The organism is Gryllotalpicola daejeonensis (assembly GCF_039538145.1).
GTDB classification, from domain to species: domain Bacteria; phylum Actinomycetota; class Actinomycetes; order Actinomycetales; family Microbacteriaceae; genus Gryllotalpicola; species Gryllotalpicola daejeonensis.
Map to the genome: position 1 here is coordinate 1,609,028 of NZ_BAABBV010000001.1, position 19,402 is coordinate 1,628,429.

At 66.3% G+C, this 19,402-nt stretch carries 33 protein-coding genes; all 33 read right to left on the minus strand.

What is annotated here, in order from left to right:
- Nucleotides 1-5: 5 nt before the first annotated feature.
- The gene (locus ABD736_RS08025) at nt 6-398 is read right to left on the minus strand and encodes a YchJ family protein (protein ID WP_344791223.1); all 393 of its coding nucleotides are present in this window, start codon (nt 396-398) and stop codon (nt 6-8) included.
- A gap of 86 nt (nt 399-484) precedes the next feature.
- A complete protein-coding gene (gene rplQ / locus ABD736_RS08030) occupies nt 485-1,084 on the minus strand; it encodes a 50S ribosomal protein L17 (RefSeq protein ID WP_344791224.1) in 600 nt (199 codons plus the stop codon).
- A 46-nt stretch (nt 1,085-1,130) separates the two neighbouring features.
- Entirely contained in the window at nt 1,131-2,117 is a 987-nt protein-coding gene (locus ABD736_RS08035; protein WP_344776395.1) for a DNA-directed RNA polymerase subunit alpha, read from the minus strand.
- 122 nt (nt 2,118-2,239) lie between these two features.
- A complete protein-coding gene (rpsK, locus tag ABD736_RS08040; RefSeq protein WP_120788498.1) occupies nt 2,240-2,638 on the minus strand; it encodes a 30S ribosomal protein S11 in 399 nt (132 codons plus the stop codon).
- 36 nt (nt 2,639-2,674) lie between these two features.
- A complete protein-coding gene (gene rpsM, locus ABD736_RS08045; RefSeq protein ID WP_344776398.1) occupies nt 2,675-3,055 on the minus strand; it encodes a 30S ribosomal protein S13 in 381 nt (126 codons plus the stop codon).
- Between the two features lie 188 nt (nt 3,056-3,243).
- On the minus strand, nt 3,244-3,360 hold the full coding sequence (gene rpmJ, locus ABD736_RS08050) for a 50S ribosomal protein L36 (RefSeq protein WP_120788500.1): 117 nt from the start codon (nt 3,358-3,360) through the stop codon (nt 3,244-3,246).
- A gap of 69 nt (nt 3,361-3,429) precedes the next feature.
- The gene (infA, locus tag ABD736_RS08055; RefSeq protein WP_011186713.1) at nt 3,430-3,651 is read right to left on the minus strand and encodes a translation initiation factor IF-1; all 222 of its coding nucleotides are present in this window, start codon (nt 3,649-3,651) and stop codon (nt 3,430-3,432) included.
- A 193-nt stretch (nt 3,652-3,844) separates the two neighbouring features.
- Nucleotides 3,845-4,738 (minus strand): aminodeoxychorismate lyase, encoded by an 894-nt coding sequence (locus tag ABD736_RS08060; RefSeq protein WP_344791225.1) that lies wholly within the window; start codon nt 4,736-4,738, stop codon nt 3,845-3,847.
- An 89-nt stretch (nt 4,739-4,827) separates the two neighbouring features.
- A complete protein-coding gene (gene map / locus ABD736_RS08065; protein WP_344791226.1) occupies nt 4,828-5,664 on the minus strand; it encodes a type I methionyl aminopeptidase in 837 nt (278 codons plus the stop codon).
- 10 nt (nt 5,665-5,674) lie between these two features.
- On the minus strand, nt 5,675-6,307 hold the full coding sequence (locus ABD736_RS08070) for an adenylate kinase (protein WP_344791227.1): 633 nt from the start codon (nt 6,305-6,307) through the stop codon (nt 5,675-5,677).
- Nucleotides 6,304-7,626: a preprotein translocase subunit SecY gene (gene secY, locus ABD736_RS08075; protein ID WP_344791228.1), complete on the minus strand. Its 1,323-nt coding sequence runs from the start codon at nt 7,624-7,626 to the stop codon at nt 6,304-6,306. The genes ABD736_RS08070 and secY overlap by 4 nt, the downstream gene beginning before the upstream one ends.
- A gap of 104 nt (nt 7,627-7,730) precedes the next feature.
- Nucleotides 7,731-8,276 carry a 50S ribosomal protein L15 gene (gene rplO, locus ABD736_RS08080; RefSeq protein ID WP_344791229.1) on the minus strand — a complete coding sequence of 182 codons (546 nt, stop codon included), beginning with the start codon at nt 8,274-8,276 and terminating at the stop codon, nt 7,731-7,733.
- Nucleotides 8,276-8,458, minus strand: coding sequence for a 50S ribosomal protein L30 (gene rpmD / locus ABD736_RS08085; protein ID WP_120788505.1), 183 nt, complete (start codon nt 8,456-8,458; stop codon nt 8,276-8,278). The genes rplO and rpmD overlap by 1 nt, the downstream gene beginning before the upstream one ends.
- The gene (gene rpsE, locus ABD736_RS08090; RefSeq protein ID WP_344791230.1) at nt 8,458-9,177 is read right to left on the minus strand and encodes a 30S ribosomal protein S5; all 720 of its coding nucleotides are present in this window, start codon (nt 9,175-9,177) and stop codon (nt 8,458-8,460) included. Before rpsE ends, rpmD begins: the two co-directional genes overlap by 1 nt.
- On the minus strand, nt 9,174-9,533 hold the full coding sequence (gene rplR / locus ABD736_RS08095) for a 50S ribosomal protein L18 (RefSeq protein WP_344791231.1): 360 nt from the start codon (nt 9,531-9,533) through the stop codon (nt 9,174-9,176). Before rplR ends, rpsE begins: the two co-directional genes overlap by 4 nt.
- A gap of 2 nt (nt 9,534-9,535) precedes the next feature.
- Nucleotides 9,536-10,072, minus strand: a complete 537-nt coding sequence (rplF, locus tag ABD736_RS08100) for a 50S ribosomal protein L6 (protein WP_344791232.1) — start codon at nt 10,070-10,072, stop codon at nt 9,536-9,538.
- Between the two features lie 6 nt (nt 10,073-10,078).
- Nucleotides 10,079-10,477, minus strand: coding sequence for a 30S ribosomal protein S8 (gene rpsH / locus ABD736_RS08105; protein ID WP_344791233.1), 399 nt, complete (start codon nt 10,475-10,477; stop codon nt 10,079-10,081).
- Between the two features lie 206 nt (nt 10,478-10,683).
- Nucleotides 10,684-11,274 carry a 50S ribosomal protein L5 gene (gene rplE, locus ABD736_RS08110; protein WP_344791234.1) on the minus strand — a complete coding sequence of 197 codons (591 nt, stop codon included), beginning with the start codon at nt 11,272-11,274 and terminating at the stop codon, nt 10,684-10,686.
- Nucleotides 11,274-11,633 (minus strand): 50S ribosomal protein L24, encoded by a 360-nt coding sequence (gene rplX / locus ABD736_RS08115; protein WP_344791235.1) that lies wholly within the window; start codon nt 11,631-11,633, stop codon nt 11,274-11,276. Before rplX ends, rplE begins: the two co-directional genes overlap by 1 nt.
- 5 nt (nt 11,634-11,638) lie before the next feature.
- Nucleotides 11,639-12,007 carry a 50S ribosomal protein L14 gene (gene rplN / locus ABD736_RS08120; protein ID WP_120788511.1) on the minus strand — a complete coding sequence of 123 codons (369 nt, stop codon included), beginning with the start codon at nt 12,005-12,007 and terminating at the stop codon, nt 11,639-11,641.
- Nucleotides 12,007-12,306: a 30S ribosomal protein S17 gene (rpsQ, locus tag ABD736_RS08125; protein ID WP_344791236.1), complete on the minus strand. Its 300-nt coding sequence runs from the start codon at nt 12,304-12,306 to the stop codon at nt 12,007-12,009. Before rpsQ ends, rplN begins: the two co-directional genes overlap by 1 nt.
- 3 nt (nt 12,307-12,309) lie before the next feature.
- Nucleotides 12,310-12,630, minus strand: coding sequence for a 50S ribosomal protein L29 (gene rpmC / locus ABD736_RS08130; RefSeq protein ID WP_344791237.1), 321 nt, complete (start codon nt 12,628-12,630; stop codon nt 12,310-12,312).
- Nucleotides 12,630-13,049, minus strand: coding sequence for a 50S ribosomal protein L16 (rplP, locus tag ABD736_RS08135; RefSeq protein ID WP_344791238.1), 420 nt, complete (start codon nt 13,047-13,049; stop codon nt 12,630-12,632). The genes rpmC and rplP overlap by 1 nt, the downstream gene beginning before the upstream one ends.
- Complete coding sequence (rpsC, locus tag ABD736_RS08140) at nt 13,049-13,807, minus strand: 30S ribosomal protein S3 (RefSeq protein WP_344791239.1); 759 nt, start codon at nt 13,805-13,807, stop codon at nt 13,049-13,051. Before rpsC ends, rplP begins: the two co-directional genes overlap by 1 nt.
- Entirely contained in the window at nt 13,807-14,172 is a 366-nt protein-coding gene (rplV, locus tag ABD736_RS08145) for a 50S ribosomal protein L22 (protein WP_344791240.1), read from the minus strand. Before rplV ends, rpsC begins: the two co-directional genes overlap by 1 nt.
- A gap of 25 nt (nt 14,173-14,197) precedes the next feature.
- Nucleotides 14,198-14,479, minus strand: coding sequence for a 30S ribosomal protein S19 (rpsS, locus tag ABD736_RS08150; RefSeq protein ID WP_344791241.1), 282 nt, complete (start codon nt 14,477-14,479; stop codon nt 14,198-14,200).
- 12 nt (nt 14,480-14,491) lie between these two features.
- Nucleotides 14,492-15,331 (minus strand): 50S ribosomal protein L2, encoded by an 840-nt coding sequence (rplB, locus tag ABD736_RS08155; RefSeq protein WP_344791242.1) that lies wholly within the window; start codon nt 15,329-15,331, stop codon nt 14,492-14,494.
- Between the two features lie 16 nt (nt 15,332-15,347).
- On the minus strand, nt 15,348-15,644 hold the full coding sequence (gene rplW, locus ABD736_RS08160) for a 50S ribosomal protein L23 (protein WP_344791243.1): 297 nt from the start codon (nt 15,642-15,644) through the stop codon (nt 15,348-15,350).
- Nucleotides 15,644-16,288, minus strand: coding sequence for a 50S ribosomal protein L4 (gene rplD, locus ABD736_RS08165; protein ID WP_344791245.1), 645 nt, complete (start codon nt 16,286-16,288; stop codon nt 15,644-15,646). The genes rplW and rplD overlap by 1 nt, the downstream gene beginning before the upstream one ends.
- Nucleotides 16,289-16,292: 4 nt before the next feature.
- Complete coding sequence (rplC, locus tag ABD736_RS08170; RefSeq protein ID WP_344791246.1) at nt 16,293-16,949, minus strand: 50S ribosomal protein L3; 657 nt, start codon at nt 16,947-16,949, stop codon at nt 16,293-16,295.
- 15 nt (nt 16,950-16,964) lie between these two features.
- Nucleotides 16,965-17,273, minus strand: a complete 309-nt coding sequence (gene rpsJ, locus ABD736_RS08175; protein ID WP_027479364.1) for a 30S ribosomal protein S10 — start codon at nt 17,271-17,273, stop codon at nt 16,965-16,967.
- 413 nt (nt 17,274-17,686) lie between these two features.
- Nucleotides 17,687-18,049: a hypothetical protein gene (locus ABD736_RS08180; RefSeq protein ID WP_344791247.1), complete on the minus strand. Its 363-nt coding sequence runs from the start codon at nt 18,047-18,049 to the stop codon at nt 17,687-17,689.
- Between the two features lie 134 nt (nt 18,050-18,183).
- Nucleotides 18,184-19,377, minus strand: a complete 1,194-nt coding sequence (gene tuf, locus ABD736_RS08185; RefSeq protein ID WP_344791249.1) for an elongation factor Tu — start codon at nt 19,375-19,377, stop codon at nt 18,184-18,186.
- Nucleotides 19,378-19,402 lie beyond the last annotated feature (25 nt).

A 19,402-nucleotide genomic window follows, 5' to 3' on the forward strand; every position in this document is an offset into this window, starting at 1 on the left:
CGCCGCTACTCCAGCACGTCCCCGTCGACGTACAGCCACGCGCCGCCGACGCGCTCGAAGCGGCTGCGCTCGTGCAGGGCTCCGCGCTCGGCGCCCTGCCGCCATACCGCGCGGAACTCGACGGTGCCCTTCGAGTCGAACGGGCCGCCGCCGCTCGTCTGCAGCACGTCGAGCCGACGCCACACGAGGTCGGGCTCCGCCTCGATCGAGCGGGGACGGGTCGAGGGATGCCACGTCGAGAGCACATAGTCGGTGTCGCCCACCGCAAAGGCGCAGTAGCGGCTGCGCATCAGCTGCTCGGCCGTCGCGGCCCGGCGCTCACCCGCATGCAGCGGTCCGCAGCACTCCCCGTAGCTCAGCCCGCTTCCGCAAGGGCAGCGGCTTCCGGCATCCGTCACGCCCCCAATTTTCGCCCATGCATGCAGAAACGCCCCGCTTCCCTTGCGGGGCGGGGCGTCTCTGATCAGCCGTGGGCCGAAAGGACTTACTCGGCGTCTGCCTTGGTCTCCTCGGCGTCTGCCTTGGTCTCCTCGGCGGCAGCCTCGGTCTCCTCAGCGGGAGCCTCGGTGGCCTCGGCCTCAGCCGGAGCCTCGGCAGCCTCGGTGTCGGCAGCCTCGGCCTCGGCGACGACGGCCTCTTCAGCGGCGTCATCGGTCGCGACGGCCTCGGGCTCCTCCACCGGCGCGGCGGCGGCAGCGGGCTTCGCCTTCTTCGCCTTCGGGGTGACGGGCTCGAGAACGAGCTCGATCACCGCGAGGGGCGCGTTGTCGCCCTTGCGGAAGCCGGTCTTGATGATGCGGGTGTAGCCACCCTCGCGCTCGGCGACGAGCGGAGCGATCTGCGTGAACAGCTCGTGCACCACCGACTTGTCCTTGATCACGGCGAGCACGCGACGGCGGGCGTGCAGGTCGCCGCGCTTCGCGAAGGTGATCAGGCGCTCAGCGATCGGGCGCAGGCGCTTGGCCTTGGCCTCGGTCGTCTGAATCGACTTGTGGGTGAACAGGCTGGCGGCCAGGTTCGCGAGGAGCAGGCGCTCGTGGGCGGGACCGCCTCCGAGGCGGGGGCCCTTCGTGGGCTTGGGCATGGTGTTTCTCCGTTAGTGAAAGGTTGGTGGTCGAGGGGGCGAGAATTTAGTTCTCGTCCTCGAAGCCGCTGTAGAAGTGGGCGCCGTCGAACCCGGGGACCGAGTCCTTGAGCGACAGGCCCATCTCCGTCAGCTTGTCCTTGACCTCATCCACCGACTTCTGGCCGAAGTTGCGGATGTTCATGAGCTGCGTCTCGGAAAGGGAGACCAGCTCGCTGACGGTGTTGATGCCCTCGCGCTTGAGGCAGTTGTAGGAGCGCACGGAGAGGTCGAGGTCCTCGATGGGCATCGACAGCTCGGAGCTCAGCACCGCGTCGACCGGCGCGGGGCCGATCTCGATGCCCTCAGCCTGGTTGTTCAGCTCGCGGGCGAGGCCGAACAACTCGACCAGCGTGCGGCCGGCCGAGGCGATGGCGTCGCGCGGGCTGATCGCGGGCTTGGTCTCGACGTCGACCACGAGGCGGTCGAAGTCGGTGCGCTCGCCTGCACGGGTGGCCTCGACGCGGTACGTGACCTTGAGCACTGGCGAGTAGATCGAGTCGACCGGGATCTGGCCGGCCTCGCTGAACTCGCTGCGGTTCTGCTGCGCCGAGACGTAGCCGCGGCCGCGCTCGATGGTCAGCTCGATCTCGAGCTTCGCCTTGTCGTTGAGGGTCGCGATGACGAGCTCGGGGTTGTGGATCTCGACACCCGCCGGCGCCGAGATGTCGGCCGCCGTGACCTCACCGGCGCCCTGCTTGCGCAGGTAGGCGGTGATGGGCTCGTCGTGCTCGCTCGAGACGACCAGGCCCTTGATGTTCAGGATGATCTCGGTGACATCCTCTTTGACGCCGGGCACGGTGCTGAACTCGTGCAGAACGCCGTCGATGCGGATGCTCGTGACAGCTGCGCCCGGAATCGAGGACAGCAGCGTGCGGCGAAGCGAGTTTCCGAGGGTGTAGCCGAAGCCCGGCTCGAGCGGCTCGATGACGAACCGCGAGCGGAACTCCGAGATCGACTCCTCGGTCAGAGTAGGACGCTGTGCAATGAGCACTGTTGATTCCTTTCGGCTAAGGGTCCGCTATATGACCCTTGCGTGAGTGGAGTTATGGAGTTGTTGAAATGCGATCGAGGGCGGATGCCCCGCAAGGGGCACCCGCCACGACAGTGTCCTAGTTAGACGCGACGACGCTTCGGCGGACGGGCGCCGTTGTGAGCCTGCGGCGTCACGTCGGTGATGCTGCCCACCTCGAGGCCGGCGGCCTGAAGCGAGCGGATGGCGGTCTCGCGACCCGAGCCCGGGCCCTTCACGAAGACGTCGACCTTCTTCATGCCGTGCTCCTGCGCCTGGCGGGCGGCCGACTCGGCGGCCGTCTGGGCGGCGTACGGGGTCGACTTGCGCGAGCCCTTGAAGCCGACGCCACCGGCGGAGGCCCAGCTGATCACAGCACCGGTCGTGTCGGTGATCGAGACGATCGTGTTGTTGAACGTGCTCTTGATGTGGGCCTGGCCCACAGCGATGTTCTTCTTCTCCTTGCGGCGCGGCTTGCGCGCAGCCGTCTTAGGTGCAGCCATTTGTGTCTATCTCTCCTGGAATCCGTGGGCCCGCGATTACTTGCGGCCGGCCTTCTTCTTGCCGGCGACGGTGCGCTTCGGGCCCTTACGGGTACGAGCGTTCGTCTTGGTGCGCTGACCGCGCACCGGGAGGCCACGGCGGTGGCGCAGACCCTCGTAGGAGCCGATCTCGACCTTGCGACGGATGTCGGCCTGGACCTCGCGGCGGAGGTCACCCTCGACCTTGAAGGTTCCCTCGATGTAGTCGCGGAGGGCGACGAGCTGGTCGTCGGTCAGATCCTTGACTCGGATGTCCCCCGAGATCCCGGTGGCGGCGAGGGTCTGAAGAGACCGGGTGCGACCGACACCGTAGATGTACGTCAGTGCGATCTCCACGCGCTTCTCGCGCGGGATGTCAACGCCTGCAAGACGTGCCATGTTGGCTTTCTCCTGTAAGTGAGTGGAGGTGTGGAGCAGAGCCGGTGCCCGGGCCTCCAACCCGAGGTGTCCCCGACGAATCGGTTCTGGCTCTGCCTGTTCTGTGTGAAGTTATGAAGTCTTCGAAGCTGCGGGCTTAGCCCTGGCAGTGCTTCTTGACGCCCGGCAAGCCGGGCGAAGCGACCCGCTTATCCCTGCCGTTGCTTGTGGCGCGGGTTCGACGAGCAGATGACCATGACCCGGCCGTTGCGGCGGATGATCTTGCAGTGCTCGCAGATGCGCTTGACTGAGGGCTTGACCTTCATTGAGTTGTTTCCTTCGCTGTCATCGTGCGCCTCCCTGGCAGGGAGGGCCGTTACTTGTGCAGCGAACTCCTACTTGTAGCGGTAGACGATGCGGCCGCGGGTCAGGTCGTAAGGGCTCAGCTCGACGATCACGCGGTCCTCGGGGAGGATGCGGATGTAGTGCTGACGCATCTTGCCGCTGATGTGGGCAAGAACCTTGTGACCGTTGGTCAGCTCAACACGGAACATCGCGTTGGGCAGAGCTTCGATCACAGATCCTTCGATCTCGATGACGCCGTCTTTTTTGGCCATAACCTACTGTCGCTAAAAGGTCGGAATTCGCTGTTCGTGCGGGGGATGAAGATGCCTTGAACGTTGCACGACGCGCACCCTGAAACGGGCGCAAGACACCAAAGATCAATCGTACCCGAAGTGTTCCCATAACGCGAGTTGGGGTCTACACTCGCTTGGCTCGTCGGCGTGTCGCTGCGGCGTCGCCGCGCCGCTACTCGCGGCGCGCGAGCAGGCCGGCGTTGAGCCGGTCACTGAATTCCCGGTCGACGGCGATCGGATGCCCGTCGACCTCGGTGATCGGGGAAGCGAGCTTCACACTCGACAGCAGCCAGACTCCGTCGGAATCCCTGAGCTCATCAACCGTGACCAGGCGGTCCTCCGTGTCGAATCCCCACTGCTGCGCCAGCGCGAATGCGCTGAGCTGCGTCGTGCCGGGCAGGATGCCGATGTCGGTCTTCGGGGTCACCAGGGTGTTCCCGCGGCGCAGCAGCACGGACGACTGCGGCGCCTCCATCACGTAGCCGTCCGACGAGACGTAGATCGCGTTGTCGGCCCCGCGGCGCGCCGCCTCACGCAACGTCGCCATGTTGACGGCGTACGACAGCGTCTTGGCGCCCGGCAGCAGCCAGGGCGCGTGCTCGGAGAGGTCGTGCCGGTAGCCGCGGTCGAGCGTGACCACCTTCCACCCCTCGGTGCGATTGCTGAAGTCGTCATCGGCGACGGTTGCAATGAGCCAGCCGGTCGGTCGGTTCGCGCCCTCGATGCCGCGCGACAGCACGAGCTTGATGCCGCCCTGCCTGTCGGTCGGCAGCGCGGCGCCGGCGATCTTCATCGCGACGCGCCACTGCTCGAGGTTCGGGGCGGGCAGCTCGAGCAGCTCCGCCGAGTTCGCCAGGCGCCAGAAGTGCGCGTCGACCGCCTGCGGGTAGCCGTCGAGCACGCCGAGCGTCTCGAAGACGCCATCGCCCCGCGTGGCGGCGAGATCGGTGCCGAGCACGATCGGCTCGTCGGGCCCGACGCGGCGGACGGTGGCCTCCCACCCGCCGGCGGGCTCGGGAGCGTCGGCTGCGGCGACCTCGAGGGCGAAGACGATCGGTTCAGGCATGCGGTCCCCTCCATCTGCCGGCTTCGCCGTCAGGCTATGCGAAGTCACTGCGTCACCGCTCCCTGCTCCTGGTCCATGCTCGGCTACGGCTACGCGATCGGTGTCGGCGTGATGCCGTAGGGGGCGAGCCCGGCGGCGCCGCCGTCGGCGGCGGTCAGCACCCAGATGCCGTCTTTGTGGACGGCCACGCTGTGCTCCCAGTGGGCGGCGGCGGAGCCGTCCTCTGTCACGACCGTCCAGCCGTCGTCGCGCACATAGGTGTCGGCGCTGCCGAGCGTGACCATCGGCTCGATGGCGACGACGAGGCCCGGCCGCACCTCGGGACCGCGCTGGCGCACGGCGTAGTTGAAGACCGGCGGGTCCTCGTGCATCGAGCGGCCGATGCCGTGGCCGATGTAATCGGTGAGGATGCCGTAGTCGCCCTGCGACTCGATGTACTCCTCGATCGCCGCACCGACCTCGTTGAGGTGCTTGGCCGAGTACAGCTGCGCGATGCCGCGCCACAGCGACTGCTCGGTGACGCGGTTCAGCTCACGGCGCGCCGCGACCTCATCGGGGCGAGCCGGGTCGTCGAGGACGAAACTGCGCGCGGCGTCGCCGTTCCAGCCCTGCGGCGAGATGGCACCGGAGTCGATCGAGATGATGTCGCCTGCAGTGACCACGGCGGAGCCGGGGATGCCGTGCACGACCTCGTCGTTGATCGACGCGCACACCGTGTGGAAGTAGCCGTGCTCGAGCTTGAAGTTCGACTTCAGGCCGCGCGCCTCGATGGCACGTTCCGCCGCGGCGTCGAGCTCGAGCGTCGTGACGCCCGGCGCGAGAAGAGCCTCGACGGCGTCAAGGCTCGCCGCGGTCGCGAGCCCGGGCTCGATCATGAGCCGCAGCTGGGCGGGCGACTTGTAGATGGACTTGCGGAGCGAGCGCATGAAATCGCGGTTACGCCGCAGCGGAGCCGGGGCGACGGATGCCGCGGGCCTCGAGCCCCTCGTGAATGCGCTCGGCGACCTCGTCGATGGTGCCGAGGCCGTCGACCGTGACGAGCAGGTCACGACCGGCGAACACGTCGATCAGCGGCGCGGTCTGCTCTTCATAGACGTCGAGTCGGTGGCGGATGACCTCTTCGGTGTCGTCCGCGCGGCCCTGGTCGGCGGCGCGCTTCAGCAGGCGCTCGACGACGTGCTCGGTGTCGGCGGTGAGCTGCACGACCGCGTCGAGCTGCGTGCCGCGCGCGGCCAGCCACTCGTCGAGGAACGCGACCTGGCCCGTGGTGCGGGGGTAGCCGTCGAGCAGGAACCCGTTCGCCGCGTCGGGCTGGGACAGGCGGTCGGCGACGATCTCATTGGTGAGCTCGTCGGGCACATACGCGCCGGTGGAGGTGATCTGCTTCACCTGCAGGCCGAGCGGCGTCTCGTTCTTGATGTTGTCGCGGAAGATGTCACCGGTCGACACGGCGGGGATTCCGAGGGCCTGGGCGATGAAGACCGCCTGCGTTCCCTTGCCGGCGCCAGGGGGGCCGACGATCAGGAGCCGCGCTCCCCCGTGCGTGTTCTCTGCGATGGCTTCCGTCATCGAAGCAACCCTTCGTAGTGCCGCTGCTGAAGTTGCGAGTCGATCTGCTTCACCGTCTCAAGGCCGACGCCGACGATGATCAGGATCGACGTCCCGCCGAACGTGAAGTTGTTGCTGGCGCCCAGCAGCGCGAAGGCGACAAGCGGGATGAGTGCGACCACAGCCAGGTAGATGGAACCGGGCAGCGTGATGCGGGTCAGCACGTAGTCGAGGTATTCGGCCGTCGGGCGCCCGGCGCGGATGCCGGGGATGAATCCCCCGTACTTCTTCATGTTGTCGGCGACCTCTTCCGGGTTGAAGGTGATCGCGACGTAGAAGTAGGTGAAGCCGACGATGAGCAGCGCGTACAGCAGCATGTAGAGCGGGTGGTCGCCGCGGGTCAGGTAGTTCGTGACCCAGGTGACCCATGCCGCGGGGGCCTTGCCGGCCGCCGGCTGGCTGAACTGCGCGACGAGAGCCGGCAGGTACAGCAGCGACGAGGCGAAGATGACGGGCACGACGCCGGCCATGTTCACCTTGATCGGGATGTAGGTGTTGTTCCCGCCGTAGGTGCGGCGCCCGATCATGCGCTTCGCGTACTGCACGGGGATGCGTCGCTGCGACTGCTCGACGAAGACGACGGCGCCGACCACGACGACGCTGATGAGCAGCACGAGCAGGAAGGTGCCGATGCCGTTGCTCTGCTCGATGGCCCAGAACGAAGTCGGGAACTGCGCGGCGATCGACGTGAAGATCAGCAGCGACATGCCGTTGCCGATGCCGCGCTCGGTGACGAGCTCGCCGAGCCACATGATGAGCCCGGTGCCAGCGGTCATGGTGATGACCATGAGCAGGATCGCGTACCAGCTGGTGTCGGTGATGATGTTGGAGCACTCGGTCGCGCTCGTCGTGCCGAACAGCGCACCGCTGCGGGCCACGGTGATCAGGGTCGTCGACTGCAGGACGCCCAGCGCGATGGTGAGGTAGCGGGTGTACTGCGTGAGGCGGGCCTGCCCGGACTGGCCCTCTTTGTAGAGCGTCTCGAAGTGCGGGATCACGACGCGCAGCAGCTGCACGATGATCGACGAGGTGATGTACGGCATGATGCCGAGCGCGAAGATCGAGAGCTTGAGCAGCGCGCCGCCGGAGAACAGGTTGACGAGCTCATAGAGGCCGGTCGTGCCCTGGTTCGCGTTCAGACACGCCTGGACGTTGCCGAAGTCGACATACGGCGAGGGGATGAACGACCCCAGGCGGAAGATGGCGATGATCGCAAGCGTGAACAGGAGCTTCTTGCGAAGGTCGGGCGTGCGAAATACCCGCACGATGGCGCTGAACAAGGGTTTGTCCTGCTTTCGATAATGAGAGAGGGCCGGTGGCTTTCACCACCGACCCCCTACTTTACGTCAGTTGCGGTTACCGCTCTGACCGTGCCCTGAAGGGCTTACTTGATCGAGCCGCCGGCCGCGACGATCTTCTGCTCGGCCGAGCCGGAGACCTTGTCGACGGTCACGTTGAGCTTCACGGCGATGTCGCCGGTGCCGAGAACCTTGACCTTCTCGTTCTTGCGAACTGCGCCCTTGGCCACGAGGTCGGCGACGGTCACGTCGCCGCCCTGCGGGTAGAGCTCGGCGAGCTTCTCGAGGTTCACGACCTGGTACTCGACGCGGAACGGGTTCTTGAAGCCGCGCAGCTTCGGCGCGCGCATGACCGAGTTGAGCTGGCCGCCCTCGAAGCCGGGGCGCACCTGGTAGCGCGCCTTCGTGCCCTTGGTACCGCGACCTGCGGTCTTACCCTTCGAACCCTCACCACGGCCGACGCGGGTGCGGTCCTTCTTGGCACCTGCGGCGGGGCGCAGGTGGTGCACCTTCAGAATGCTGATGCGCTCTGCCGGGGCCTCAGTCTTCGCTGCAGCGGCCTTCGTCGAGGTCGCCTTCTTGGCAGCGGGCTTCTTCGCGGCGGTCTCGTCCGCCTTCTTCTCGTCAGCCATTAGTCGATCTCCTCAACCTTCACCAGGTGAGCGACGGTACGCACGTAACCGCGGTTCTGTGCGTTGTCCTCACGGACGACGACATCGCCGATGCGCTTGAGCCCGAGGCTGCGCAGCGTGTCGCGCTGGTTCTGCTTCTCACTAACCTTGCCCTTGATCTGGGTGACCTTGAGCCGCGCCATTAGGCACCTGCCTTCGCTGCAGCGGCAGCCTCAGCTGCCTGAGCCTCGGCACGCAGGATGCGGGCCGGCACGACCTCGTCATAGTCGAGACCACGACGGGCGGCGACGGCGCGCGGCTCCTCGAGGCTCTTCAGGGCCTCGACGGTGGCGTGCACGATGTTGATGGTGTTCGACGAACCGAGCGACTTGCTCAGCACGTCGTGGATGCCGGCGCACTCGAGCACCGCACGGGCCGGACCACCGGCGATAACACCGGTACCCGGGGCGGCGGGGCGCAGGAGCACCACACCGGCAGCGGCCTCACCCTGGACGGGGTGCGGAACGGTCGCGCCGACGCGCGGGACGCGGAAGAAGTTCTTCTTGGCCTCTTCGACGCCCTTCGAGATCGCCAGCGGCACCTCGCGGGCCTTGCCGTAGCCGACGCCGACCAGGCCGTTGCCGTCACCGACGACCACGAGGGCGGTGAAGCTGAAGCGACGACCACCCTTCACGACCTTCGAGACGCGGTTGATGGTGACGACGCGCTCCAGGAACTGGCTGCGGTCGTCATTGCGCGAACCGCGCTCGTTGCGGCCACCGCGGTCGCCGCGGCCGCCGCGACGGCTCTCTCGAGTGTCGCGCGTGAGCGTGTCGCTGCCGGCAGCGGTCTCGACCGGCTTCTCTGCAGTCGTCGCCGTGTCAGTCACGTCCTGCCCCTTCTTGATGTTTTCGTCGGTCACAGGTCCAGCCCACCTTCACGTGCGCCGTCTGCGATGGCCGCGACGCGACCCGCGTACTTGTTGCCACCGCGGTCGAACACGACGGCCTCGATGCCTGCGGCCTTGGCGCGCTCGGCGACCAGCTCGCCGACGCGGCGGGCCTTGGCGGTCTTGTCGCCCTCGAACGCACGCAGGTCGGCCTCGAGGGTCGACGCCGAAGCGAGCGTGTGGCCGATCGCGTCATCGACGACCTGCACGAAGACGTGACGGGCCGAACGGGTGACGACGAGACGGGGACGGGCGGCGGTGCCGACGACCTTCTTGCGGAGGCGGAGGTGGCGGCGGCCGCGGGCAGCAGTCTTGCTGTTGTTAGCCATGGTTACTTACCAGCCTTTCCGGCCTTGCGACGCACGACCTCGCCGGCGTAGCGGATGCCCTTGCCCTTGTAGGGCTCAGGCTTCTTGATCTTGCGGACGATCGCAGCGGTCTCGCCGACCAGCTGCTTGTCGATGCCGGTGACGGTCACCTTGTTGTTGCCCTCGACCGAGAACGTGATGCCGGCGGGGGCATCGACGGTGACGGGGTGCGAGAAGCCCAGCGCGAACTCGATCGACGAGCCCTTCTGAGCGACGCGGTAACCGGTACCGACGATCTCGAGCTGCTTGGAGTAGCCCTGGGTCACGCCGACGATGTTGTTGTTGATGAGGGTGCGGGTCAGGCCGTGGAGCGAACGCGAGTTGCGCTCGTCGTCCGGGCGGGTGACGAGAACCTGGTTCTCTTCGATCTTGACCTCGATGGGGCTCGCCACGTTGAGCGACAGCTCACCCTTGGGGCCCTTGACGGTGACGGCCGAGCCGTCGATCTTCACATCGACCCCTGCGGGGATGTCGATGGGCAGTCTTCCAATACGCGACATCTTCGATTACCACACGTAGGCGAGGACTTCCCCGCCGACGCCCTTCTTCTCAGCCTGGCGGTCGGTGAGCAGACCGGAGGAGGTGGACAGGATGGCGACACCGAGGCCACCGAGAACGGTGGGGATCTCAGTCGACTTCGCGTAGACGCGCAGGCCGGGCTTCGAGACGCGCTTGATGCCGGCGATGGAGCGCTCGCGGTTGGGGCCGAACTTGAGCTCCAGCGTGAGGGTCTTCCCCACGCGAGCGTCAGCGACGGCCCAGTCGGCGATGTAGCCCTCTGCCTTGAGGATGTCGGCGATGTTCGCCTTCAGCTTCGAGTGGGGCATCGACACGGTGTCGTGGTACGCGGAGTTCGCGTTGCGCAGACGCGTGAGCATGTCTGCGACGGGATCAGTCATGGTCATGACTAGTGATTCCTTTGTTCACCAGGTTTCGCCGGCCGTTACACGAGCGGCGACCTGTGGTGGTGGGGCGAAGCGGATGCCTCGCCCGGTCCTCCCGTGAAGGGAGTAGACCCGCGGAAGGCGGGGCTTGCGCCGGCATCCCTCGATGCTTGGCACAAACCCCGCCATCTTAGCGGTCGTTCCTGAGTGCGCGACTCAGGGGACGGTTACGCAGCCTGGTCGTTCGACTTGAACGGGAAGCCGAGCGCGCGCAGCAGGGCGCGACCCTCGTCGTCCGTCTTCGCCGTGGTGACCACGGTGATGTCGAAGCCGCGCACGCGGTCGATCTTGTCCTGGTTGATCTCGTGGAAGATCGACTGCTCCTGCACACCGAAGGTGTAGTTGCCGTGGCCGTCGAACTGACGGTCCGACAGACCGCGGAAGTCGCGGATGCGCGGCAGCGCGAGCGACAGCAGGCGGTCCAGGAACTCCCAGGCGCGGTCGCCGCGGAGCGTGACGTGAGCGCCGATGGCCTGACCCTCGCGCAGCTTGAACTGCGCGATGGACTTGCGCGACTTGGTGACCTGCGGCTTCTGGCCGGTGATCAGCGTCAGGTCGGCGATGGCGCCGTCGATGATCTTGCCGTCACGGGCGGCCTCGCCGACACCGGTGTTCACGACGACCTTGACGAGGCCGGGAACCTGGTGCGGGTTGGTGAAACCGAACTGCTCCTTGAGAGCAGGCGCGATCTCGCTCTTGTACTTCTGCTTGAGGCGGGGCTGGATCTTGCCAGCCTCCGCAGCAGTGGTGTCAGTCATTAGAGGTCCTTACCTGACTTCTTGGCGTAGCGCACGCGGACGTTCTTGGTGACGCCGTCCTTGGTGACCGCCTCGACGCGGTGGCCGACGCGGGTCGGCTTCTTGGTCTCGGGGTCGACGAGCGCGACGTTGGAGATGTGGATCGGAGCCTCGACGGTCTCGAGACCACCGGTCTTCGAGCCGCGCTGGGTCTGGCCGACCTTCACGTGCTTCGTGACGAAGTTGATGCCCTCGACGACGACGCGGTTCTCCTCGGTGATGACGCGCAGGACCTTGCCCTGCTTGCCACGGTCGCCGCCGCGCGCCTGGGTGGCGCCGGCGATCACCTCGACGAGGTCGCCCTTCTTGATCTTGGCCATGTGGACTAAATCACCTCCGGGGCGAGCGAGACGATCTTCATGAACTTCTTGTCGCGAAGCTCACGGCCGACCGGCCCGAAGATACGGGTGCCGCGCGGCTCGCCGTTGTTGTTCAGAACAACAGCGGCGTTCTCGTCGAACTTGATGTACGAGCCGTCTGCACGACGGGTCTCCTTGACGGTGCGGACGATGACCGCCTTGACGACATCGCCCTTCTTGACGTTGCCGCCGGGGATGGCGTCCTTGACCGTGGCGACGATGACGTCGCCCAGGCCGGCGTAGCGGCGGTTCGAGCCGCCGAGCACGCGGATGGTGAGCAGCTCCTTGGCGCCGGTGTTGTCGGCGACCTTGAGACGCGATTCGGTCTGGATCATTACTTCGCCTTCTCCAGAATCTCGACCAGGCGCCAGCGCTTGGAGGCGCTCAGCGGGCGGGTCTCGTTGATGATGACGAGGTCGCCGATGCCCGCAGTGTTCTGCTCGTCGTGCGCCTTGACCTTCTTCGTGGTGCGCATGACCTTGCCGTACAGCGGGTGCTTCTTGCGGTCCTCGACCTCGACGACGATGGTCTTGTCCATCTTGTCGCTGACGACGTAGCCGCGGGCGGTCTTGCGGTAGTTGCGCGCCTCGGTGGCCTGCTCGGCGACCTCGGCCTCAGCCTTCTTGGTAGCCATGGCTTATGCCTCCTCGGTCTCGGCGGGTGCCTCAGCGGCCTCCGCCTTCTTGCTGCTCTTCTTCGCGGCCGACTTCTTCGCGGGCGCCTCGGCCGGAGCCGGAACGGCACGGATGCCGAGCTCGCGCTCACGGATGACCGTGTAGATGCGAGCGATGTCGCGCTTCACGGCGCGCAGGCGGCCGTGGCTCTCGAGCTGGCCGGTGGCCGACTGGAAGCGCAGGTTGAACAGCTCTTCCTTGGCCTTCTTGAGCTCGTCGGTGAGACGAGCGTCGTCGAACGTGTCGAGCTCGGCGGGTGCGAGCTCCTTGGAACCGATCGCCATTACGCGTCGCCCTCCTCGCGCTTGATGATGCGTGCCTTGAGGGGCAGCTTGTGGATGGCACGGGTCAGGGCCTCACGAGCGAGTTCCTCGTTGACGCCTGCGACCTCGAAGAGGACGCGACCCGGCTTGACGTTCGCGACCCACCACTCGGGCGAGCCCTTACCGGAACCCATGCGGGTCTCGGCCGGCTTCTTGGTCAGCGGACGGTCAGGGTAGATGTTGATCCACACCTTGCCGCCACGCTTGATGTGACGCGTCATGGCGATACGAGCGGACTCGATCTGACGGTTGGTCACATAAGCGGGGCTCAGGGCCTGGATGCCGAACTCGCCGAAGCTGACCTTCGTGCCGCCGGTCGCCTGGCCGGAACGGCCGGGGTGGTGCTGCTTGCGGTGTGCAACCTTACGGGGGATCAGCATTATGCCGTTGCTCCTTCCGCGACCGGTGCCTCAGCGTTGCGCGGGGCACGGCGGGGGCGGTCGCCTCGGTCGTTACGGTCGCGGCCGGGCCGGGAGGCCTGCTCGCGAGCGAGTTCCTTGTTGGTGATGTCGCCCTTGTAGATCCAGACCTTCACGCCGATGCGGCCGAAGGTGGTCTTCGCCTCGTAGAAGCCGTAGTCGATGTTCGCGCGAAGGGTGTGCAGCGGCACGCGACCCTCGCGGTAGAACTCGGAGCGGCTCATCTCGGCGCCGCCGAGGCGGCCGGAGACCTGGATGCGGACGCCCTTGGCGCCGGCGCGCTGCGCGCCCTGCAGACCCTTGCGCATCGCGCGGCGGAAGGCCACGCGGGCGGAGAGCTGCTCGGCGATGCCCTGGGCGACGAGCTGAGCGTCGGCCTCGGGGTTCTTGACCTCGAGGATGTTCAGCTGGATCTGCTTGCCGGTGAGCTTCTCGAGGTCAGCGCGGATGCGCTCGGCCTCAGCACCACGGCGGCCGATGACGATGCCCGGGCGAGCGGTGTGGATGTCCACACGCACGCGGTCACGGGTGCGCTCGATCTCGATGCGCGAGACACCCGCGCGGTCGAGCGTCTTCGTCAGCAACTGGCGGATCTTGATGTCCTCGCCGACGTAGTCGGCGTAACGCTGACCCGGCTTGGTCGAGTCCGAGAACCAACGCGACACGTGGTCCGTGGTGATGCCCAGACGGAAGCCGTAGGGGTTGACTTTCTGACCCATTACTTCGTCCCTTCGTCCGGAGTGGCCAGGACCACGGTGATGTGGCTGGTGCGCTTGTTGATGCGGAAGGCACGACCCTGAGCACGCGGCTGGAAACGCTTGAGGGTGGTGCCCTCGTCGACGAATGCGCGCGAGATGTAGAGGTCCTGCTCGTCCAGGTACTGGTTCGAAGCATCCGCCTTCACACGAGCGTTGGCGATTGCGGACGCGACCAGCTTGTAGACCGGCTCGCTCGCGCTCTGGGGCGCGAACTTCAGGATGGCCAGGGCCTCCTGCGCCTGCTTGCCGCGGATCAGGTTGACGACGCGACGAGCCTTCTGAGGCGTGATGCGGATGTGTCGCACGCGTGCGATCGACTCCACCATTTCTTCTCCTCCTAACGTCGCCGGGTTAGCGGCGACGACCCTTCTTGTCGTCCTTCTCGTGTCCACGGAAGGTGCGGGTCGGTGCGAACTCGCCGAGCTTGTGACCGACCATGGTCTCGGTGACGAACACCGGGATGTGCTTGCGACCGTCGTGCACCGCGATGGTGTGGCCGAGCATGGCCGGGACGATCATCGAACGACGCGACCAGGTCTTGATCACGTTCTTCGAGTTGGCCTCGTTCTGACGTGCCACCTTCTGAAGCAGGTGCTCGTCGACGAAGGGGCCCTTCTTGAGACTGCGGGGCATCTTCTAGTTCTCCTACTTCCGCTTCTTACCGGTGGGACGGCGACGAACGATGAGCTTGTCGCTTTCCTTGTTCGCGTGACGGGTGCGGCCCTCGGCCTGGCCCCAGGGGCTGACCGGGTGACGACCACCGGAGGTCTTGCCCTCACCACCACCGTGCGGGTGGTCGATGGGGTTCATCGCGACACCGCGAACGGTCGGGCGAACGCCCTTCCAGCGCAGACGGCCGGCCTTGCCCCAGTTGATGTTCGACTGCTCGGCGTTGCCGACCTCGCCGATGGTTGCGCGGCAGCGCGCGTCGACATTGCGGACCTCACCAGAGGGCAGACGCAGCTGGGCGTAGGGGCCGTCCTTCGCGACGAGGCGGACCGACGCACCGGCCGAGCGGGCCAGCTTGGCGCCGCCACCCGGCTTGAGCTCGATCGCGTGGACGACCGTACCCGTGGGGATGTTGCGCAGCGGCAGGTTGTTGCCCGGCTTGATGTCGGCGTTGGCGCCCGACTCGACGACGTCGCCCTGCTTCAGGCCGAGCGGCGCCAGGATGTAGCGCTTGGTGCCGTCGACGAAGTGCAGCAGCGCGATGCGCGCGGTGCGGTTGGGGTCGTACTCGATGTGGGCGACCTTGGCGTTGACGCCGTCCTTGTCGTTACGACGGAAGTCGATGACGCGGTACTGGCGCTTGTGGCCACCGCCGATGTGGCGGGTGGTGATGCGGCCCTGGTTGTTGCGACCACCGCTCTTGGACAGCGGGCGGAGCAGCGACTTCTCAGGCGTCGATCGGGTGATCTCAGCGAAGTCGGCAACGGACGAACCGCGACGACCGGGGGTCGTGGGCTTGTAGTTACGGATAGCCATAGTTCTTCCTCTGCTCCTAGCCGACAGCCGTGAAGATGTCGATGGAACCGGACTTGAGCGTGACGATGGCGCGCTTGGTGTCCTTGCGCTTGCCGATGCCGAAGCGGGTGCGGCGGGTCTTGCCCTGACGGTTCAGGGTGTTCACCGACGCGACCTCGACCTTGAAGATCGACTCGATCGCGAGCTTGATCTCGGTCTTGTTCGAGCGCGGGTCGACGACGAAGGTGTACTTACCCTCGTCGATCAGGCCGTAGCTCTTCTCGCTGACGACCGGGGCGATGATGACGTCGCGCGGGTCCTTGTTGGCGGCCATTACTTGGTCACCTCCTGGTTCTTGGTCTTCGCTGCGACGAACGAGTCGTACGCGGCCTGCGTGAAGACGACGTCGTCGCTGCGGAGCACGTCGTATGCGTTCAGCTGGTCGGCCGCGAGGACGTGCACGTTCGGCAGGTTGCGGACGGAGAGCCAGCCGGTCTCGTCAGCGGAGTCGAGCACGACGAGGACGTTCTTGCGAACACCGAGGCCGGCGAACAGCGCCTTGGCGGTCTTGGTCGACGGGGTGTCGACCGCGATGGCCTGCACGAGGTGCAGACGGCCAGCGCGGGCGCGGTCCGAGAGGGTGCCGAGCAGAGCAGCGGCGATCATCTTCTTCGGGGTGCGCTGGTCGTACTTGCGCGGCACGGGGCCGTGGACGACGCCACCGCCGGTGTGCTCAGGTGCACGCACCGAGCCCTGGCGGCTGCGGCCGGTGCCCTTCTGCTTGAACGGCTTGCGACCCGCACCGGAGACCTCGCCGCGGTTCTTCGTCTTGTGCGTACCCTGGCGGGCAGCGGCGAGCTGGGCGACGACGACCTGGTGGATCAGCGGAACGTTGGTCTGGACGTCGAAGACCTCGGAAGGCAGCTCGACGGAGCCGGCCTTCTTACCCTTCACGTCGAGGACGTCGAGAGTAGCCATGGTCTTAGGCTCCCTTCACTGCGTTGCGGACGAAGACGATGCGGCCGCGAGCACCGGGGACAGCGCCCTTGACGAGCAGCAGGCCCTTCTCGGCGTCGACCGAGTGCACCGTCAGGTTCAGCACGGTCACGCGCTCGCCGCCCATACGGCCGGCCATGCGCATGCCCTTGAACACGCGGCTCGGGGTCGACGAGGCGCCGATCGAACCGGGCTTGCGGTGGTTGCGGTGCGAACCGTGCGAGGCGGAGACGCCCTTGAAGTTGTGGCGCTTCATGACACCCGCGGTGCCCTTGCCCTTGCTGGTGCCGACGACGTCGACGAGCTGGCCGGCCTCGAAGGTGTCGCCAACGGCGAGCTCCTGGCCGAGCGTGTACTCGGAAGCGTCAGCGGTGCGCACCTCGGTGAGGTGGCGACGCGGGGTGACGCCGGCCTTCTCGAAGTGACCGGCGGTCGGCTGGTTGACCTTGCGGGGGTCGATCTGGCCGTACGCGATCTGAACCGCGTCGTAGCCGTCGACCTCGGGGGTGCGAATCTGGGTGACCACGTTCGGAGTGATCTCGACGACGGTGACGGGAATGAGCTTGTTGTTCTCGTCCCACACCTGGGTCATCCCGAGCTTCTTGCCCAGCAGGCCCTTGACGTTCTTGGTCTTTGCAGACATGTGTACCGGGCCCCCTTACAGCTTGATCTCGATGTTGACGTCGGCCGGCAGGTCGAGACGCATGAGCGAGTCGACGGCCTTCGGCGTCGGGTCGATGATGTCGATCAGCCGCTTGTGCGTGCGCTTCTCGAAGTGCTCGCGGCTGTCCTTGTACTTGTGGGGCGAACGGATCACGACGACCACGTTCTTCTCGGTCGGAAGCGGCACGGGGCCGACCACGGTCGCACCCGCGCGGGTGACCGTGTCGACGATCTTGCGTGCCGAGGTGTCGATGACCTCGTGGTCATACGACTTCAGTCGAATGCGGATCTTCTGTCCCGCCATCACTGACTCGCTCTCGTGTAAGGCGTCTTACGAGCTTCCGGCTCGCATTGGACGCGACGTGCTCCGAACGGACTGCCGCTCGAAGCTCGTGGTGTAGCACCACTGTTCGGTTTTCAACGCTTGGCCCCGACGCAATTCAGCCCGGGCACAGATGTGTCCGGGGCTTCCGTTGTCGGATTTTGGCGAGGTGTTCTGCTGCCCGCGGCCTAGCCTGAACCGAGCGAGTCGGCGGCTATGCACTGCCTGGCAGTGATTCGGTGAGAGCTGGGCCCGTCTGCCGAAATGTTGAACCATACAAGTTTGCCAGATGAATAGGGATGCTGCAACCCGGGCGTGTCGCGCATCGGCGCCCTTCCGCAGGGCACGAAAAAGGGGCTGAGCCCCGACCGGCTCAGCCCCCGTCTCAGCGCGGGTCAGCCCCGCGAATCCACTCTGACCGCCTGTTGCTTGCGGGCCGCGAGCAGGCGTGCGGTTGCGATGCCGCCGGCACCCAGGGTGAGCGCGGATGCCACGAAGACGGTCATCCCGAGCGGGCGCGTCGTCTCGCCGGTCTCCGCGATCGGCACCAGCGCATCTTCGACGACAGGCACGATCGCCTCTTCGGCGATCGGCACCACGGCCTCGTACGCGGCAGGTGCCGGTTCAGCAGCCGCCGCAGCGACGGCAGGCCCACCCATGAGCACACCGGTCAAGAGAAGCCCCGCAGCTGCCGTCAGTGCGCCCGCGCGACGCAGCCCTCGGCGCCGCCCGCCGGATCGCGTCGAAGTGTCAGTCATTGGATGTTCCCTTTCTCTCGGTGTCGAGAACATCCTAACACATGTTGTATCTATGTCGCATGCGGAAAGTGGGCAAAGAGAAAGGGGCCGAGCCCGAAGGCTCGACCCCTACTCTTCAGATCGAGTAAGAGAACTTACTTGATGATCTTGGTGACGGTACCGGCACCGACGGTGCGGCCACCCTCGCGGATGGCGAAGCCGAGGCCCTCTTCCATCGCGATGGGCTGGATGAGCTCAACCGTGAGGTCGGTGGTGTCACCCGGCATGACCATCTCGGTGCCCTCGGGCAGCGTGATGACGCCCGTCACGTCGGTGGTGCGGAAGTAGAACTGCGGACGGTAGTTCGCGTAGAACGGGTTGTGACGGCCACCCTCGTCCTTCGACAGGATGTACGCGGTGCCCTCGAACTCGGTGTGCGGCGTGACCGAACCGGGCTTCACGACGACCTGGCCACGCTCGACCTCTTCGCGCTTGAGACCGCGGAGCAGCAGACCACAGTTCTCGCCGGCCCATGCCTCGTCGAGCTGCTTGTGGAACATTTCGATACCGGTGACCGTGGTCTTCTGCGTCGGGCGGATGCCGACGATCTCGACCTCGGAGTTGATGGCGAGCGTGCCACGCTCGGCGCGGCCGGTGACGACCGTGCCACGACCGGTGATGGTGAAGACGTCCTCGATGGGCATGAGGAACGGCTTGTCACGGTCACGCACCGGGTCGGGGATCGACTCGTCGACGGCGTCCATCAGGTCGAGAATGGACTGGGTCCACTTCTCGTCACCCTCGAGAGCCTTCAGGCCCGAGACGCGCACGACGGGGGCGTCGTCGCCCGCAAAGCCCTGCGAGGAGAGCAGCTCGCGAACCTCGAGCTCGACGAGCTCCAGGATCTCCTCGTCGTCGACCATGTCGGCCTTGTTGAGGGCGACCAGCAGGTAGGGAACGCCGACCTGCTTGGCGAGCAGGACGTGCTCGCGAGTCTGAGCCATCGGGCCGTCGGTGGCGGCCACGACCAGGATCGCGCCGTCCATCTGGGCAGCACCGGTGATCATGTTCTTGATGTAGTCGGCGTGACCCGGGGCGTCGACGTGAGCGTAGTGACGCTTCGGGGTCTCGTACTCGACGTGCGAGATGTTGATCGTGATACCGCGCTGGCGCTCCTCGGGAGCGGAGTCGATCGAAGCGAAGTCGCGCTTCACGTTCACGGCCGAGGGGTACTTCTCGGCGAGAACCTTCGAGATCGCGGCGGTCAGAGTGGTCTTGCCGTGGTCGACGTGACCGATCGTACCGATGTTGACGTGCGGCTTGGTCCGCTCGAACTTGGCCTTAGCCACTGTGGGTCCTCCTCAGGACTCTCGT

Bases quoted from the DNA above. Each gene is read 5' to 3' on its own strand.
- rplW (WP_344791243.1), bottom strand. From the start codon at position 15,644: ATGGCCGCCAACAAGGACCCGCGCGACGTCATCATCGCCCCGGTCGTC.
- rplV (WP_344791240.1), bottom strand. From the start codon at position 14,172: ATGGTGGAGTCGATCGCACGCGTGCGACACATCCGCATCACGCCTCAG.
- rplF (WP_344791232.1), bottom strand. From the start codon at position 10,072: ATGTCGCGTATTGGAAGACTGCCCATCGACATCCCCGCAGGGGTCGAT.
- rplO (WP_344791229.1), bottom strand. From the start codon at position 8,276: ATGGCTGACGAGAAGAAGGCGGACGAGACCGCCGCGAAGAAGCCCGCT.
- rplQ (WP_344791224.1), bottom strand. From the start codon at position 1,084: ATGCCCAAGCCCACGAAGGGCCCCCGCCTCGGAGGCGGTCCCGCCCAC.
- rplN (WP_120788511.1), bottom strand. From the start codon at position 12,007: ATGATCCAGACCGAATCGCGTCTCAAGGTCGCCGACAACACCGGCGCC.
- rplE (WP_344791234.1), bottom strand. From the start codon at position 11,274: ATGACTGACACCACTGCTGCGGAGGCTGGCAAGATCCAGCCCCGCCTC.
- rpmD (WP_120788505.1), bottom strand. From the start codon at position 8,458: ATGGCGCGGCTCAAGGTCACCCAGATCAAGGGCAAGGTTAGTGAGAAG.
- rpsJ (WP_027479364.1), bottom strand. From the start codon at position 17,273: ATGGCGGGACAGAAGATCCGCATTCGACTGAAGTCGTATGACCACGAG.
- rplD (WP_344791245.1), bottom strand. From the start codon at position 16,288: ATGGCTACTCTCGACGTCCTCGACGTGAAGGGTAAGAAGGCCGGCTCC.
- rpsQ (WP_344791236.1), bottom strand. From the start codon at position 12,306: ATGGCTACCAAGAAGGCTGAGGCCGAGGTCGCCGAGCAGGCCACCGAG.
- rpsM (WP_344776398.1), bottom strand. From the start codon at position 3,055: ATGGCACGTCTTGCAGGCGTTGACATCCCGCGCGAGAAGCGCGTGGAG.
- rpmJ (WP_120788500.1), bottom strand. From the start codon at position 3,360: ATGAAGGTCAAGCCCTCAGTCAAGCGCATCTGCGAGCACTGCAAGATC.
- rplC (WP_344791246.1), bottom strand. From the start codon at position 16,949: ATGTCTGCAAAGACCAAGAACGTCAAGGGCCTGCTGGGCAAGAAGCTC.
- rplX (WP_344791235.1), bottom strand. From the start codon at position 11,633: ATGGCCAAGATCAAGAAGGGCGACCTCGTCGAGGTGATCGCCGGCGCC.
- infA (WP_011186713.1), bottom strand. From the start codon at position 3,651: ATGGCCAAAAAAGACGGCGTCATCGAGATCGAAGGATCTGTGATCGAA.
- rpsS (WP_344791241.1), bottom strand. From the start codon at position 14,479: ATGCCCCGCAGTCTCAAGAAGGGCCCCTTCGTCGACGAGCACCTGCTT.
- rpsK (WP_120788498.1), bottom strand. From the start codon at position 2,638: ATGGCTGCACCTAAGACGGCTGCGCGCAAGCCGCGCCGCAAGGAGAAG.
- map (WP_344791226.1), bottom strand. From the start codon at position 5,664: ATGCGCTCGCTCCGCAAGTCCATCTACAAGTCGCCCGCCCAGCTGCGG.
- rplB (WP_344791242.1), bottom strand. From the start codon at position 15,331: ATGGCTATCCGTAACTACAAGCCCACGACCCCCGGTCGTCGCGGTTCG.
- ABD736_RS08070 (WP_344791227.1), bottom strand. From the start codon at position 6,307: ATGACGGAAGCCATCGCAGAGAACACGCACGGGGGAGCGCGGCTCCTG.
- ABD736_RS08180 (WP_344791247.1), bottom strand. From the start codon at position 18,049: ATGACTGACACTTCGACGCGATCCGGCGGGCGGCGCCGAGGGCTGCGT.
- rpsH (WP_344791233.1), bottom strand. From the start codon at position 10,477: ATGACCATGACTGATCCCGTCGCAGACATGCTCACGCGTCTGCGCAAC.
- ABD736_RS08060 (WP_344791225.1), bottom strand. From the start codon at position 4,738: ATGCCTGAACCGATCGTCTTCGCCCTCGAGGTCGCCGCAGCCGACGCT.
- rpsC (WP_344791239.1), bottom strand. From the start codon at position 13,807: ATGGGTCAGAAAGTCAACCCCTACGGCTTCCGTCTGGGCATCACCACG.
- rplR (WP_344791231.1), bottom strand. From the start codon at position 9,533: ATGGCTAACAACAGCAAGACTGCTGCCCGCGGCCGCCGCCACCTCCGC.
- rplP (WP_344791238.1), bottom strand. From the start codon at position 13,049: ATGCTGATCCCCCGTAAGGTTGCACACCGCAAGCAGCACCACCCCGGC.
- rpmC (WP_344791237.1), bottom strand. From the start codon at position 12,630: ATGGCGATCGGTTCCAAGGAGCTCGCACCCGCCGAGCTCGACACGTTC.